The sequence below is a fragment of the Hungatella hominis genome (assembly GCF_014288005.1).
GTDB lineage: Bacteria > Bacillota > Clostridia > Lachnospirales > Lachnospiraceae > Hungatella > Hungatella effluvii.
On the sequence record NZ_JACOPB010000002.1, the window covers coordinates 764,474 to 778,059 of the forward strand.

The window sequence follows — 13,586 nt, forward strand, 5'->3', positions numbered from 1 at the left end:
TCCTCCATTTAGCCTATTTTATATATCCGCCTTCAACCATAATCTTTCTCACTGGCTCTTTGATCTCTTCCATAGCCGCTTTCGCGTCCTTTGCGCCTGTCATCACCTGATTGATCGCAACACCGAGAAGCTGTGACTGAATCCTTGTGATTTCCGGAATACCCGGACGCCAGTCCGGATTCGCATGGCTGACCGCTTCTTTTACCACTACAAACGCAGGCTGCGCTTCTAATACGTCCGGATCACTGAAGGTGGAGAGTCTGGAAGGCGTCACCGCCTTAAGCGCCAGTTTTTTGTCTGTATCCTTGCTTGTCAGCCACTGAAGGAAGAGGAAAGCTGCCTTCTTATTCTGGGAATTAGCCGGAATTCCCACGGCAAATCCACCAGCCTCAGTCTCAAGATAGCCATCATCCGCCTTTGGCTGGAGCGCAAATCCAACCGTATCGGCCACCTTCGACTTCTCCGGGTCCTGACACATTCCTATAAGCTTGTCCCGGTCAATAATCATGGAGGTCAGCCCCTGAAGGAATGCATTGTCAGAGGCTCCCAGGTCAAAGCTCTCAGCTCCTGGCGGCGAGTAGACCAGCATTTCTTTCATGAAATCCAGAGTCGCCAGAGAACCTTCATTATCAAAAGCCGGTTCCCAGTTATCATCAAACATCTCTGCTCCCAGCGATTTCCCCAGTGTAAACCAACTGTGGCAGGAATCCGCACCGCTGGAGGTACGCATGGACAGCCCATACATATTTGGTTCCTTCTCATGAATGATACGAGCCGCTTCCATCACTTCCCCATAAGTCTCCGGGACCTTTATGTCATATTTTTCGAACAGATCCTTTCGATATGCCATAATTGATGTCTCCGTTCCAAACGGAAGTCCTACCAGTTTTGCATCCGGACCATCTAAATAGTCCTTAACACCGTCCACTTTTCCGGCCAGTTCAAAAAAGGCAGGAGCGAAATCCTCAATATCGTATTCAGGATATGTAATAGAGGGATCTTCAAAATAGGGATCGAGTACTTCCAGTCCACCGGCACGGTTGTATTCCGACTTCCAGGAAACAATATAAGCCACTATGTCAAAATCGGACTCCGGTTTGCTGAATTCGAGAAGCTGTTTATCATGCAGATTGTTATTAGCCAGCACATCCAGCTCTACATTTATTCCCGTCAATTCCGTAAATTCCGGTATGTACTCCTTGACGGAATTCCAGTGCACGTTGTTGGGGACACTGGCAACTATGGTGGTACCGTCAAACTGTTTCCAGTCAAAGCGGCTCTCCTCTCCGGCGACGGTGTTTTCTGCCGCCTGCTCCTTTTCCGTCTGGGGTACCTGCTTAGTCTCCGTATTCCCCCCCTGATTGCTGCATCCGGTGCTGCCTAACAGCAGCATTGCACAAAGACCCATTGCAAGATTGCGTTGATGCATTTTTCTCATGTTGCTTCCTCCTTTTTTATTTTAATAAATAGGTACTTCTTTTGCGTTTAAGCAATATTTTCCCTTAGTTTCAAGATTTTCCATTTTATACCAGCATAATTTTCGTTAAAAACTCGTTAAAATATTAAAATTATCTCTCTTTATATTTTTTATGATAACACATATTTTTGCACAAGTCATTAGCGAATTACGCAAACGTTTTTGTATTTTATTTTTGTTTTCGTTTTATTTTCTTTACATTTTTTCGTTAATTTGCTCAATCATATTGCGTTTTCCCAGACATTTGTTATACTAAAAAAAGATAGTATGAAAGATACCGCTGCAGGGCGGAAGAATGGAGTGTGAGGAAATATGAAACTGAAAGACATTGCTCAGGAGGCCGGAGTATCCATATCTACGGTATCGCGTGTTCTCAATGACAAGCACACCAATGCCGCCAGCAAGGAGGTCCAGGAACGAATCTGGACGGTCGTCAGAAAATACGGATATGTCCCTAACGATTCAGCAAGAAATCTGCGCAAAAAAAATCAGGACGACGCCCCTCTTAAGAAAAATGGGAACATCGCCTGTCTGTTTGCGCGTACAAGCACCTTTACCGATATATTTTTTTCGTCACTGGCCCGCAGCATTGAGCAGGAGGTATTTAAACGGGGATACATCATAAAATACTCTTTCAGCGCCTTTGACATCGACAACACCAGTACGCTGAGTATGATCGAGGATAATCAGGTCGACGGAGTGGTAGTGCTCGGGCGCGGCGATAAGAAACTCTTTCAATTTTTAAAGAAACATTTTCGCTGTGTAGCCTATACCGGGCTGAATCCGGTAGATGCCAACTATGACCAGATTATCTGTGACGCCTACGGCGCGGGCTGCTGTGCCATGGAACATCTGCTGTCTCTGGGGCACACCAGCATTGGCTATATCGGAGACCGGGAAAATGAAAATTTATACCGTGCGTATGAGGACAGTCTGACCAAACACCATCTGCTGATATCAAAGAAGCTTGTAAACACAGTCAGGCATCTCTCCGGAGAGAGCGGGTACTTAGGCGCCCAGTCTCTCTTCGAAAAGAATCCCAATATGACAGCGCTCTTCTGCGGAAATGACATCACAGCTATCGGCGCCATGAAGGCAGCAAAGGAAGCGAAGATCCGGATTCCCGATGATCTGTCCCTGATCAGCATCGATGATATTGAGACCGTACAGTATTTATCGCCGATGCTCACAACCGTCCATGTGCCTGTGGATGAGATGGGGCAGATGGTCGCAAAAATCCTGATCGACAGGATTGAGGGAGAGCACACCATTCCCTTGAAGCTCTACTTGCCATTCTACCTGGCTGTCAGGGAAAGCTGCGACCGGCCTCCAGTGAAAAAAAGGTCTTAAGAATTGATATTTCCCCCAATATTCAGTATAATAGAAAAGCTGTGTATCCGTACGCCCTTTTCCAGGCTCCGGCCTTCGGCGTGTACACACGAGAAAAGAACATATTATTGGGGGAGATCTACTTATGAAAACGAACAACAAATGGGCCAGCAAGATGGGCTTTATCCTGGCTACCGCCGGCGCGGCCATCGGCCTTGGGAATCTCTGGAAATTTCCGTATCTAATGGGGCGCAACGGCGGATTTCCGTTCCTGATCGCTTATCTGTTTTTTATCTGCATCCTGGGTGTTCCCGTTATGATTACGGAGATGTCCCTGGGAAGAAAGACCGGGAAGAATCCCGTTCTCGCGTATGATACGATTCATCCGCATGCCCGGATCGTCGGCTGCTTCGGCGTGCTTGCCGCCTTCGTCATCTTATCCTATTACGCCATTATCGGCGGCTGGATCATCAAATACTTTGCCAGCTATGCCACCACCTTTCAGCCGCCGGCCGATTTTGGTGCGTTTACGGCGAAGCCTGTGGAACCGCTGGTCTGGTTTTTCTTATTCATGCTGATTACCGGCCTGATCTGTTATTTCGGTGTCAGTGGAATCGAAAAGGCCAGTAAATTCATGATGCCTGCGCTGTTTATCATCCTGATAATTATTATTGTCCGCGGCGTTACTCTGCCAGGAGCCGGGGAAGGGCTTGCGTTTATCCTCTCTCCGCGTTTCGATGCATTTAACATTACGTCCGTCAGCGCGGCGCTGGGACAGGTTTTCTACTCATTAAGCCTCTGTATGGGAATCACCATCACCTACGGAAGCTATCTGGACAGAGATATCAGCATCCCTAAAAGCTGCATCAACATCGCGGCCCTGGATACCGTAATCGCGGTTCTCGCGGGAATCGCCATTTTTCCTGCTGTATTTGCCAGCGGATTGGAGCCGGCCTCCGGTCCCAGCCTGATCTTTGTCACACTTCCAAAAGTATTTGATGCGCTGAAGGGCGGATCCGTTTTCGCAACCCTTTTCTTCCTGCTGGTATTTTTTGCGGCCGTGACGAGTGCTGTCGCACTCCTGGAGGTATGCGCCTCCTTCGTCATGGGAACCTGGCACTGGAGCAGAAAAAAAGCCGTGCTTCTCTTAACCACGGCGATCTTCCTTCTTGGAATTCCCAGCTCCCTGTCCTTTGGGCCGCTGGCGGATATCTCCATACTGAACTATAACATTTTCGATTTCGTCTGCATGCTGACGGATAATATCTTCCTGCCTCTGGGCGGCATCTTCATGTGCTACTACGTCGCATGGAAATGGAATCCGGGAAAGCTGGTCGAGGAAATCGAACACGGCGGAGTGCGGTTTAAGCTGGCTAAAGCCTGGATTTTCCTGATTAAGTTTATTACGCCGGTGATGGTGGCGATCGTTACTATCACGGGATTTATCACGATCTACCATACTGTTACGGGCAGATAATCCATACTCCCCCGCTGACTGAATATTTGCAGAGATGCAGGAATATATTTAACCATATCTGTTGGGACAAAATATGGAGGAGAGATATGTGCACTGCAATCGCTGTTCAGACACCGCAAAGAGAAGTTTATTTTGGCCGTACCATGGATTTTTCTTATCCACTGGATCCGGAACTGTATTTTATTCCGAAAGGATATGAGTGGAAGAATCTTCTGAATACGCACAAAATCCGGAACCAATATAGTTTTATGGGGATTGGCCAGGATATTTCCAGGGTCTTCTTTGCGGACGGAGTGAATGAAATGGGATTTGCGGCCGCAGTTCTATATTTCCCGGATTATGCCGCGTATGATCCCATCGCCGCCCCGGATTCGAAGGGAATCTCTGTGGCCGCCATCGAGCTTGTCGGATTTCTGCTGGGCCTGTGTGCTTCCGTGGATCATGCCGCCTCCCTGCTCCGGACCATCCGAATCGTGGGGGTAGAAGACTCCATTACGCATTCCATCGCCCCGCTCCACTGGATTTTGACGGATAAGAGCGGGAAATGTATGGTTGCGGAGAAGACAGCCTCCGGCCTTCATTTAATGGATAATCCCATGGGGGTACTATCTAACAGCCCCGGCCTCCCATGGCACCTGACGAATCTGCGCAACTTTATGAACGTGACTTCTGTTCAGACTCCTGAAAAAGAGTGGAATTCTGTCAGCCTTACGCCGTTCGGACAGGGCGGCGGCACCTTTGGACTTCCGGGTGACTTCACGCCTCCTTCGAGATTTGTGAGGGCGGCCTGGATGAAGAGCCATACTCCGATTCCGGAAAACAAACAGGAAGCCGTCAATACCTGTTTTCATATCATGAACAGCGTTACCATTCCGAAGGGCGCCGTCATGACCTCCCGCGGTACACCTGATTATACGCAGTATACTGCATTTATGAATCTTTCCACGCAGGAATACTTTTTTAGGACTTACGATAACAGCCGGGTTACAGCCGCGAAGCTCCCTGCGGCCGCTGGCCGAGATTCGAGGGCTGTGTCTCTGGGACGCATAAATAAACCGTCGGTGTTCGACCGGCGGGAAGTGTAGTGGAGAGAGGTATCGGATTGGAAGATATCGAACTGGGAGGTATCGGAGGCGGGAGTATCGGAGGCAGAGGTATCCATGGGGGCCGTATAATCGGTCGCTGCAGACTGCAGACAAACACAGTTTTTATAATTTTTTGATAAATGTATAATATTTATAATGTATAAAACGAAAGGGCACCAGATAATTCAAGCTATCTGGTGTCCTTTATACTATTCATTAAACTGGAATCAAACAATATCTATCATAGAATATCTTGAAAATAATTTAGAAAGTTCTTCTTTTTTCTTATTTCTTCGGACTCTTTATGTTTTTCTTCTTCATCGAGTTCTTGAACCACCTGTATATCACCTGTTCCCGAAAGAGCTTCAAGCAGCTTGCGTATCTCATTTTGGGCCAGGGAACCTGAACCCAAGGACAGACTCACCATTAAGATGAGAAATAATTTATATATCTTTTCTTTCATTCCTTCCTCCAATTAAATCTCTTCTTTTCTTTACTCTCATAATAAGTATGCGGCTTATACTCACTATCTGTTTGCATACAAAAAGAAAGCCATTGTTTGATTTTAAAAATGGCTTACAACCACCAGCACACTTGCAATGCTTGGAAAAAGATTTGATTCAATCGTTCAGACGTACCTTTTGATTAATTAATGTCCACTCATCAGGCAATAATATGAATAAGGCCGAAAAGTAAAACAGAAAAACTATGATAAGAAAAAGAAGCGGGCCGAATCCTTTTGGAACAGCTGCTGTTATCATTTCCGTATGAGAATTATTTTTGTTCAAAAATGATGCTTTAAAATGGGTAGTATCATCACCGTCTTCACTGGTAACGATACCTTCAGAAATCGCCATCGACTCAATTACAGCTGGCTTAGCTAATAATTCATAAAGATTATAATTACTACAAAAGAGCACATTCATAGTTAAGCCCATAGCAAAAAGAATCATAATGAAAAAGATTAAAATACGGAACAAATGATTTTTCTTATTATTTATTTCCATTATAACTCCCTTCTGAGCTGCCTCTACGTTCCATGTGGCCAGCTGCATTGGTTTTAATTCTATATATAGAGACGTCAGATAATTTCCATTTATCTTAATTATACAATAGTTCAGACCAGAAATACAGCGGCGCATACTTATTTTTGAAAATACACTGCTATACAATCAAATGAACTTTGTCTACAGTCTGAGACGGCCGTATAACCGGTCGCTTTTTCATGTGCCCTATTAACTCCTCACAAGCCTTTCTTGACAATTCCGATATTTGTGGTAGACTAATATCTGGCTCCCAATAGTTTGTATACAAACTTTTCATATGCAAACTATTTTATCTAAATAAATCATATGGAGGTCTTATGGATAAAAGTCTTCACTATTTACTGATGGCAACCCACTCACTATTTCAAAAAAAGGTATTCAGCGGGCTCAGCGATTTGGGTCCCGGGCAGCCGAAGATTCTGGACTATCTCGGGCTTCATGACGGAAGTGTGCAGCGCCGGATCGCTCAGGGCTGCCAGATCGATCCGGCCACACTGACCGGTCTTCTTACCCGCATGGAGGAAAAGCAGCTGATTGAACGCCGGACCGAAGGCGGTGACCGCCGTTCCTTTCACGTCTATTTAACACCGCTTGGCTGGAAAAAGCAGCGGGAGGTAATGGAAGTTTTTCAAAAATGTGAAGAAGAAATCTGCGGCGGGCTAAGCGTTCCACAGACGGAAACGCTCAAAGAAACACTGACGGCCCTATGCCGCAATATGACTGATTTGGAGGTACTGCAATGACCCGCAGAGAATGGTGCAAACGATATCTGTTTTTTCTCGCCGGACTTTTTATTAACTCATTCGGCGTCAGTTTTATAACCAAGGCCGCTTTAGGGACTTCTCCAATATCCAGTGTCCCCTATACGTTAAGTCTTGGTTTTTCCCCTACCCTGGGTATGTTTACCCTGTATATGAGTATTGTGCTGATCCTGATTCAGATGATTCTGCTGCGCAAAGATTTTCCCCGCCAGTATCTGCTGCAGATTCCCGTTTCCTTTCTGTTTTCCTGGTTCATTGACATGACCATGGAACTGTTGGGATTCCTTTCACCTGCTGCTTACCCGGCCAAGGTCATATGCCTGCTGCTGGGTTGTGCCATTCTGGGGTTCGGAGTCTTTATGGAAATGGCCGCAGGCGTGGTCATGCTGCCTGGCGAATGCTTCGTCAATGCCATTTCCAGGACATTCCATACCGATTTTGGCAGAACCAAGGTGGCTTTCGATACCTCAGTCACCGCTGCCGCCGCCATCATTGGCATCGTCCTTTACAGAGAACTGGCCGGAGTGAGGGAAGGGACCATTGTGGCCGCTGTCCTTGTGGGTATGATCGCCCGCCGTCTAAATTGTACCATCGGGCCCAGAGTCAATCTCCTGCTGGTTCGGTAACACGACCGGTCTCTCTTTACATCCCTTTGACTTCGCCCAGTCTTCACACTCTGCAAATAGCGCTCCTGCATATCCTTTATGGCGAAGGCTGAACTGTTACAAATGCTTCGTTCATTTTCGATAGTTACATCTGCGGTACGCTTTCGATTTTATAGGTATTTAGACGCCAAGAGACGGGATACCTCAGAATTGCCCGCCACAATGTTATTAACCATGCTGGTATCTGCCTGGGCTCCGCTGTAATCAAGGACGCTTCCGCCAGCCTCCCGCACCAAAAGCATACCTGCCGCAAAATCCCAGATCTTCAGGCCGATCTCAAAATAGCCTTCCAGCCTTCCGCAGGCTACATGCGCGAGATCGAGAGCTGCGGAACCGCTCCTTCTGATATCCTGGCAGTCCAGGAACAGGCGTTTAAACAGCTCAAAGTTTTCATCTGCCTTCTCTTTGTGATAAGGCGACGTACCTATGGCAATCAGACTTTCCTCCATCTGCGTGGCACCGCTTACCTTAATCCGTTCCCCATTCAAATAGCTGCCGCAGCCCTTTTTCGCCTGAAATAGTTCCTTACTATAGGGATTGTAGATCATACCAAGCACCACCTCTCCCCCGCCCATCAGAGCCAGGGAAATACAACTGGTATGGTAATCGTGAATCAGATTGGTGGTTCCATCCACCGGATCGAGCACCCACACGAGACCAGATTGATCGATTTCCTGGTTTGCCTTTTCCTCACTCAAGAACTGAATATAAGGATAAGAGGCCTCTAAATGCTCCTGAATATACTGCTGTACCGCGTAGTCCACTGCTGTTACGTAATCCGCAATACCCTTTGTCTGAATCTGTCCGGCGGCCGTTCTATCCTGAAACAGATTTCCTGCCTGCCGGAGAAAGTGCTCCAGCTCCTCAATATTGATATTTACAGCGTCCATTTTCATTATCCCCTTCTTTTTTTCCACAGAACTGCCGGAAAGAGCCCTGCATATCCGGCTTAGGCGGTATCCTGCTTATCTTTTGTTTCATAACAGTTTTCTAAAATTCATTTTTCTAAATAGTTACACTATATCAGATCACGGTTTAAATCTCAAGTCCGATATACCGCAGCAAACAAAGCGGCATAGCCAATATAGCCTATGCCGCTTAATTTGCTGTTTTTATAAGAGGTATTATCTTCAGACCGGTTATTAGATGAAATCAAAATCCTTTCCTGGAACGCCGCATACCTGAAGAAAAGCCATGACACTCTCTTTCTCCTTCTCCACATCCACACCGGCGCGTCCCAGCCTGTCGCAAAGTCCCAGAAGCGCCGCCTCCCGGATGTCCACGGAACGCTTCATCTCCTTCAGCTGTGCGCGTGCTGTCCCTTTTGTCACAAATAGGATTTGCATATGGTATCGCACCAGCCCGCAGACTGCATCAATAAACGCCTCATCTTCTGTAAAGACCAGAAGGAACTCACGCGCCAGTTCCGCCCCCTCCCTATCATGATTGTAGGAGGTGATCTTACCATTCCGGAATCTGGTAACGGATGGTTTTCCAATATCATGAAGAAGGGCAGCCCACATAAATACCTGCGGATTCTTGCTTTGTTCCCGGTGCTTAGCCGCCTCGTCTACTACCATCATTGTATGGATCCATACGCTGCCTTCCGGATGGTATTTCGGCGATTGCTCTGTCTGTTTCATTCGTTTCAGAAGATCGAAGGGGAAATGATTAAATTCTTCCGTTTCTCCTACTTTCTCCAGATACTCGGATGGACGGTCGTCCAGAAGGAGATGTGATTCTATTTTTCTGTATTGCTCTTCCCTGTATATCTCTTTTTCATTTCTGTCTTTTAAGCTCATAACCATTTCTCCGTCAACTGCTCCAGTTTTTCTACTGGAGGCAAACATCTGCTTCCGCTGCAGAGATAGAACAGCATACCGTCTTCCGGCACCAGATAATCTCTGGTATATGGCGCCAGCTTTGCCAGTTCCATTTCATTGTCCGCAGTCTTCACCACGACGGCCAGTCCCGGCACCGTTTCTGACAGATACGCCAGACGGTTAAGCAGTGTCTTCTGCTCTGTATCGCGGACAGCAGGTGAAATCGTACAAACCAGTTCCTTTGACGGATACAGAACATTCATCATTGTCAGCAGCGCATAGCTGTGCCCGGAGGGATATCCCTCCATGGCGCCGGCCAGGTAATGCAACTGTTGATCCAGTATTTCCTGCCATTTTGACTCCCCCGTAATCTGTGCCAGCTGCTGAAGTCCCCGGGCAGCAGTCGAATTCCCGGAAGGCATTGCACCGTCATAAGTCTCCTTTGTCCTCACGATAAGCTGTTCTCCATCTTTTGCTGTAAGATAGAATCCGCCCCGTTCCCAGTCAAAAAACTGCTCAATCATCGTTTCCGCCCAAGCAGACGCACGCGCGAGATAATCTTCCTGGAAGGTCACCCTGTAAAGCTCCAGCAATGCGAGAATATAGCAGGCATAATCGTCCAGCTTTCCCTCTCCCGCAGCATCGCCATCACGATAGCGCACCATCAGCCGACCGTTCCTCGCAAGGTTTTTACGGATAAATGCTTCCGCCCGCACAGCCAGATCCACATACTCCGTCTCACCCAGCACAGCTCCGGCCTTCGCACACGCGCAGATCATCCAGCCATTCCAGGAAACCAGAATTTTATCATCCTTGTGAAGCCGGGTCCGCTGGATACGGTATTCATATAGTTTTTGAAGGTCAGCTATTTTCAGATCGTTTTCTGCCTGTTCCGCTTTTGTGTATTCCGCTTTTGTGTTTGCTTTTACATCTTCCTCATACGCTTCATTTCCCAACAGATTCGGTATGCTTTTTCCTTCGAAATTTCCATGCTCCGTAATCCCATAACGGTCACAAAATGCCGTCCCTGCGTTTTCGCCCAAGACTCTGCATATTTCCTTTGGAGTGAAAACATAATACTTTCCTTCTACGCCGTCGCTGTCCGCATCCTGTCCGCAATAGAATCCGCCCTGTGCATCCGTCAGTTCCGCACCCACATATGCAAGAATCTTACGCGCCACGCCTCCATATAACTCACGGCCGGTCAGGCCGAAGGCTTCCACATAAGCCAGCGCCAGCAGCGCATTATCATAAAGCATTTTTTCAAAGTGCGGCACCAGCCACCTTTCGTCCGTGGAATATCTGGAGAATCCGCCGCCAATATGGTCAAAAATTCCACCCCGGTACATCTGTACCAGCGTTGTTTCCGCCATAGTCAAAGCTTCCCGCTTCTTCTCTCTCGTTCCATATTCCATCAGAAACATCAGATTATGGGGTGTCGGAAATTTAGGTGCGCCGCCAAAGCCGCCATTCTTCTTATCAAAATTGCCTGCAAACTGCCGAAATGCCTGATGCACCAGATCCATTCCTGGCTCCGCCGACACTGTCGCCCGCTCCTGTTCTTTCAAGTACGCTTCGATCCGTCCTGCACTGTCTAAGAGTTTTTCCCTGTTTGTTTTCCACTGCCCTGCCACCGCAGTCAGCAGCTCTTCCAGCCCAACCCGGCCGTACCGTGCTTTAGGCGGTAAATACGTGCCCGAAAAAAACGGTTTGCACGCAGGCGTCATAATAATCGTGAGCGGCCATCCGCCCTGTCCATTCATGGCCTGGCAGACTGACATGTATACAGCATCCACATCCGGCCGTTCCTCCCGATCCACCTTTACACAGATATACTCCCTGTTTAAAAGCTTCGCGATTGTATTGTTTTCAAATGATTCGTGTTCCATCACATGGCACCAGTGACATGTACTTCCATGCAGAAAAGTCAGCTGTACCCAATAGATAGGAAAACAGGCTTATCCTCAAGCACTGCTTTCTCAAACGCTTCCCCGCCCCAGGGATACCACTGCACGGGATTGTAAGCGTGCTGCAGCAGATAAGGCGATTTTTCATTGATTAACCTATTGGGTATATTTTTATGATTGTCCACAGGACCACCTCCTTTCTGTAAAAAGAGGATATATTTGCAGCTGCAAATACACCCCCTATGAATGATCTGAAATTGATTGTTACCCTGTTATTTTCTCCCTGACAGCCATAAATTATACGCTGTCAGTCCGGGCACTGTTCAGACTCGTACCGCAGTTCCTCTCTGATTCTCCCTGTATACCATTGTTACGCTTTATTTCCAGACTGGATAAAGGAAATCAGTGCTTCCACATCTTCAAAATCATCGTAATCCCCGTTAATGCCTTCCCTGTGGTAAAGGACTCCATTCTTTTCATTGCGTTCCAGGCAGTCCAGCAGCGCTTCCACGCCGTACCGCTGAATAAATGTGCGGAATCCAAGCGGTTTTATTTTGCCCAGCAGCCCTTTGGAACAGGATTCGCCACAGGTGTAACAGCCTTCAATTCCTTTTTCCATGGAACAGTTCCGTTTCTCGCACCAGTCCCGGCCCGGACATTCACCGGAATTACAGCCTGCGCACGTTTCATTCCCAGAACACAGACAGCAGGCAAGCCCGCATCTCGCTATACCCATTTCACGTTTCATTTGTATTTCCTCCATATCTTCCTTTCGACCCTATATACCGGTAAACGTGTTCTCTGTATTTCTCGTACTCGCCGCCAAATGTATCTGCCATATATTTTTCTTCCTGCAAAATCTGCATGTGCAGCATCAACATTGCGAAAATCGAAAACACCAGTAACACCGGATTAAAGAACATGAGCAGCAAGCCGATATACACCAGATCGAATCCCAGAAATGCAGGATTGCGGCTCATACTGTAGATTCCAGTCGTCACAATCTCCGTTTTATCACCTTCCGGTATCCCGGCCCGCCAGCTGTCCCGCATCGTATAAACAGAAGCTGCAAAACACGCCGCTCCGGCAAATGCTGCCAACGCCCCCAAATATCTGATCAAAGCAGGCATCCGGCTGGTTCCGGAGAGCAGGCTTATGATTTCCACAGCAGGGACCGCATAAGTCGCCGCCTTCATGGTCATTTCCACCCAGAACAGACGTCCCTTTTTTCCGCCTTTGGCAATGTGATCGGTTTGTATGCCCTGCTTCCTCTGCGCTGCCATTTTTCCAAAATAAACCCCATAAAAGAGGAGCAGCGCCATTAATCCCATCAGCTGAAATATCATGATTTTACCTGACCTCTCTGTGTATTTGTCTTTTCCCACTGTTCCTTTGTCATACAGGTGATATGTTCTGTGCGGGTATCCTTCATCAGTTCCCAGTGAATATTTTCATTGGTATGGTGATAAAGGAAGCCGCACTTTTCCTGAGAACGGCGGGATTTCTCATTTCCATCAAAATATCCGCACCACAGCTTTTCCATATGCAGTTCCTCGAAACTGTACCGAATCAGTTCGCGTGCCGCTTCCGGAATCAGCCCCTGGCCCCAATAAGGAACTCCGATCCAGTATCCGATTTCCGCTTCTGTATCGGGAATATTGAGATTGCTGTCTTTGCCAGCCATCAATCCAATACTTCCCACAGGGAGCATGGTCTCCTTTAAGACAACCGCATACGTTCCCTCCTTCGACAGGACATTCTTAATGATCTCCCGGCTGTTCTCCACGCTTGTATGTACTGGCCATCCTGCGATGGGGCCTACTCTGTCATCCTTTGCATAGTTGTATAAGTACTCCGCGTCCGCCTCATCCCATGGTCTGAGAATCAATCGGTCTGTTTCCAATCTGTCTGTCACAAGAATACCTCCTGTTATTGGTTTTGAATCGTCTTAAGTTCTATTATAAAGCGTTTTTGCTTATAATCAATGTATATTTTTGTTACTTCTATACTGCCTGG

General features: G+C 47.4%; 15 protein-coding genes. 5 read left to right on the top strand and 10 right to left on the bottom strand.

Annotation, left to right across the window (positions count from 1 at the left end):
- Nucleotides 1-13: 13 nt before the first annotated feature.
- On the bottom strand, nt 14-1,438 hold the full coding sequence (locus H8S75_RS07710) for an extracellular solute-binding protein (protein WP_187020491.1): 1,425 nt from the start codon (nt 1,436-1,438) through the stop codon (nt 14-16).
- Between the two features lie 351 nt (nt 1,439-1,789).
- Between H8S75_RS07710 and H8S75_RS07715 the strand changes: the two genes are divergently transcribed.
- The 3 genes from H8S75_RS07715 to H8S75_RS07725 all read left to right on the top strand — a co-directional run bounded on the left by H8S75_RS07715 (nt 1,790) and on the right by H8S75_RS07725 (nt 5,368).
- A complete protein-coding gene (locus H8S75_RS07715; RefSeq protein WP_187020492.1) occupies nt 1,790-2,827 on the top strand; it encodes a LacI family DNA-binding transcriptional regulator in 1,038 nt (345 codons plus the stop codon).
- A gap of 124 nt (nt 2,828-2,951) precedes the next feature.
- Entirely contained in the window at nt 2,952-4,283 is a 1,332-nt protein-coding gene (locus H8S75_RS07720) for a sodium-dependent transporter (RefSeq protein WP_187020494.1), read from the top strand.
- An 86-nt stretch (nt 4,284-4,369) separates the two neighbouring features.
- A complete protein-coding gene (locus tag H8S75_RS07725) occupies nt 4,370-5,368 on the top strand; it encodes a choloylglycine hydrolase family protein (protein ID WP_187020496.1) in 999 nt (332 codons plus the stop codon).
- A 241-nt stretch (nt 5,369-5,609) separates the two neighbouring features.
- Here H8S75_RS07725 and H8S75_RS07730 read toward each other — a convergent pair whose 3' ends face one another.
- Together H8S75_RS07730 and H8S75_RS07735 are read right to left on the bottom strand one after the other, a co-directional pair.
- Nucleotides 5,610-5,831, bottom strand: a complete 222-nt coding sequence (locus H8S75_RS07730) for a hypothetical protein (protein ID WP_187020497.1) — start codon at nt 5,829-5,831, stop codon at nt 5,610-5,612.
- A 157-nt stretch (nt 5,832-5,988) separates the two neighbouring features.
- A complete protein-coding gene (locus H8S75_RS07735) occupies nt 5,989-6,375 on the bottom strand; it encodes a hypothetical protein (RefSeq protein WP_187020499.1) in 387 nt (128 codons plus the stop codon).
- Nucleotides 6,376-6,731: 356 nt separating this feature from the next.
- On the opposite strand from H8S75_RS07735, the gene H8S75_RS07740 reads away from it, so the two are divergent.
- Both H8S75_RS07740 and H8S75_RS07745 read left to right on the top strand, forming a co-directional pair.
- The gene (locus H8S75_RS07740) at nt 6,732-7,157 is read left to right on the top strand and encodes a MarR family winged helix-turn-helix transcriptional regulator (RefSeq protein WP_187020501.1); all 426 of its coding nucleotides are present in this window, start codon (nt 6,732-6,734) and stop codon (nt 7,155-7,157) included.
- Entirely contained in the window at nt 7,154-7,801 is a 648-nt protein-coding gene (locus tag H8S75_RS07745; RefSeq protein ID WP_187020502.1) for a YczE/YyaS/YitT family protein, read from the top strand. The genes H8S75_RS07740 and H8S75_RS07745 overlap by 4 nt, the downstream gene beginning before the upstream one ends.
- Nucleotides 7,802-7,950: 149 nt before the next feature.
- Here the strand turns inward: H8S75_RS07745 and H8S75_RS07755 are convergent, their stop codons facing one another.
- The 7 genes from H8S75_RS07755 to H8S75_RS07785 form a co-directional block, all read right to left on the bottom strand.
- Complete coding sequence (locus tag H8S75_RS07755) at nt 7,951-8,730, bottom strand: inositol monophosphatase family protein (RefSeq protein WP_187020504.1); 780 nt, start codon at nt 8,728-8,730, stop codon at nt 7,951-7,953.
- A 252-nt stretch (nt 8,731-8,982) separates the two neighbouring features.
- Entirely contained in the window at nt 8,983-9,642 is a 660-nt protein-coding gene (locus H8S75_RS07760) for an HDIG domain-containing metalloprotein (RefSeq protein WP_187020506.1), read from the bottom strand.
- Entirely contained in the window at nt 9,639-11,552 is a 1,914-nt protein-coding gene (locus H8S75_RS07765; RefSeq protein WP_187020507.1) for a thioredoxin domain-containing protein, read from the bottom strand. Before H8S75_RS07765 ends, H8S75_RS07760 begins: the two co-directional genes overlap by 4 nt.
- A gap of 38 nt (nt 11,553-11,590) precedes the next feature.
- Nucleotides 11,591-11,755 (bottom strand): DUF255 domain-containing protein, encoded by a 165-nt coding sequence (locus H8S75_RS07770; protein WP_080633338.1) that lies wholly within the window; start codon nt 11,753-11,755, stop codon nt 11,591-11,593.
- Between the two features lie 185 nt (nt 11,756-11,940).
- On the bottom strand, nt 11,941-12,318 hold the full coding sequence (locus H8S75_RS07775; RefSeq protein ID WP_187020509.1) for a DUF3795 domain-containing protein: 378 nt from the start codon (nt 12,316-12,318) through the stop codon (nt 11,941-11,943).
- Complete coding sequence (locus tag H8S75_RS07780) at nt 12,308-12,916, bottom strand: methyltransferase family protein (protein WP_187020511.1); 609 nt, start codon at nt 12,914-12,916, stop codon at nt 12,308-12,310. The genes H8S75_RS07775 and H8S75_RS07780 overlap by 11 nt, the downstream gene beginning before the upstream one ends.
- The gene (locus H8S75_RS07785; RefSeq protein WP_187020512.1) at nt 12,913-13,485 is read right to left on the bottom strand and encodes a GNAT family N-acetyltransferase; all 573 of its coding nucleotides are present in this window, start codon (nt 13,483-13,485) and stop codon (nt 12,913-12,915) included. Before H8S75_RS07785 ends, H8S75_RS07780 begins: the two co-directional genes overlap by 4 nt.
- Nucleotides 13,486-13,586 lie beyond the last annotated feature (101 nt).

What these genes read in the sequence shown, in the direction of transcription:
- H8S75_RS07735 (WP_187020499.1), bottom strand. Translation starts at nt 6,375, where the DNA reads ATGGAAATAAATAATAAGAAAAATCATTTGTTCCGTATTTTAATCTTT.
- H8S75_RS07775 (WP_187020509.1), bottom strand. Translation starts at nt 12,318, where the DNA reads ATGAAACGTGAAATGGGTATAGCGAGATGCGGGCTTGCCTGCTGTCTG.
- H8S75_RS07760 (WP_187020506.1), bottom strand. Translation starts at nt 9,642, where the DNA reads ATGAGCTTAAAAGACAGAAATGAAAAAGAGATATACAGGGAAGAGCAA.
- H8S75_RS07710 (WP_187020491.1), bottom strand. Translation starts at nt 1,438, where the DNA reads ATGAGAAAAATGCATCAACGCAATCTTGCAATGGGTCTTTGTGCAATG.
- H8S75_RS07755 (WP_187020504.1), bottom strand. Translation starts at nt 8,730, where the DNA reads ATGGACGCTGTAAATATCAATATTGAGGAGCTGGAGCACTTTCTCCGG.
- H8S75_RS07740 (WP_187020501.1), top strand. Translation starts at nt 6,732, where the DNA reads ATGGATAAAAGTCTTCACTATTTACTGATGGCAACCCACTCACTATTT.
- H8S75_RS07765 (WP_187020507.1), bottom strand. Translation starts at nt 11,552, where the DNA reads ATGGAACACGAATCATTTGAAAACAATACAATCGCGAAGCTTTTAAAC.
- H8S75_RS07780 (WP_187020511.1), bottom strand. Translation starts at nt 12,916, where the DNA reads ATGATATTTCAGCTGATGGGATTAATGGCGCTGCTCCTCTTTTATGGG.
- H8S75_RS07725 (WP_187020496.1), top strand. Translation starts at nt 4,370, where the DNA reads ATGTGCACTGCAATCGCTGTTCAGACACCGCAAAGAGAAGTTTATTTT.
- H8S75_RS07745 (WP_187020502.1), top strand. Translation starts at nt 7,154, where the DNA reads ATGACCCGCAGAGAATGGTGCAAACGATATCTGTTTTTTCTCGCCGGA.
- H8S75_RS07715 (WP_187020492.1), top strand. Translation starts at nt 1,790, where the DNA reads ATGAAACTGAAAGACATTGCTCAGGAGGCCGGAGTATCCATATCTACG.
- H8S75_RS07730 (WP_187020497.1), bottom strand. Translation starts at nt 5,831, where the DNA reads ATGAAAGAAAAGATATATAAATTATTTCTCATCTTAATGGTGAGTCTG.
- H8S75_RS07720 (WP_187020494.1), top strand. Translation starts at nt 2,952, where the DNA reads ATGAAAACGAACAACAAATGGGCCAGCAAGATGGGCTTTATCCTGGCT.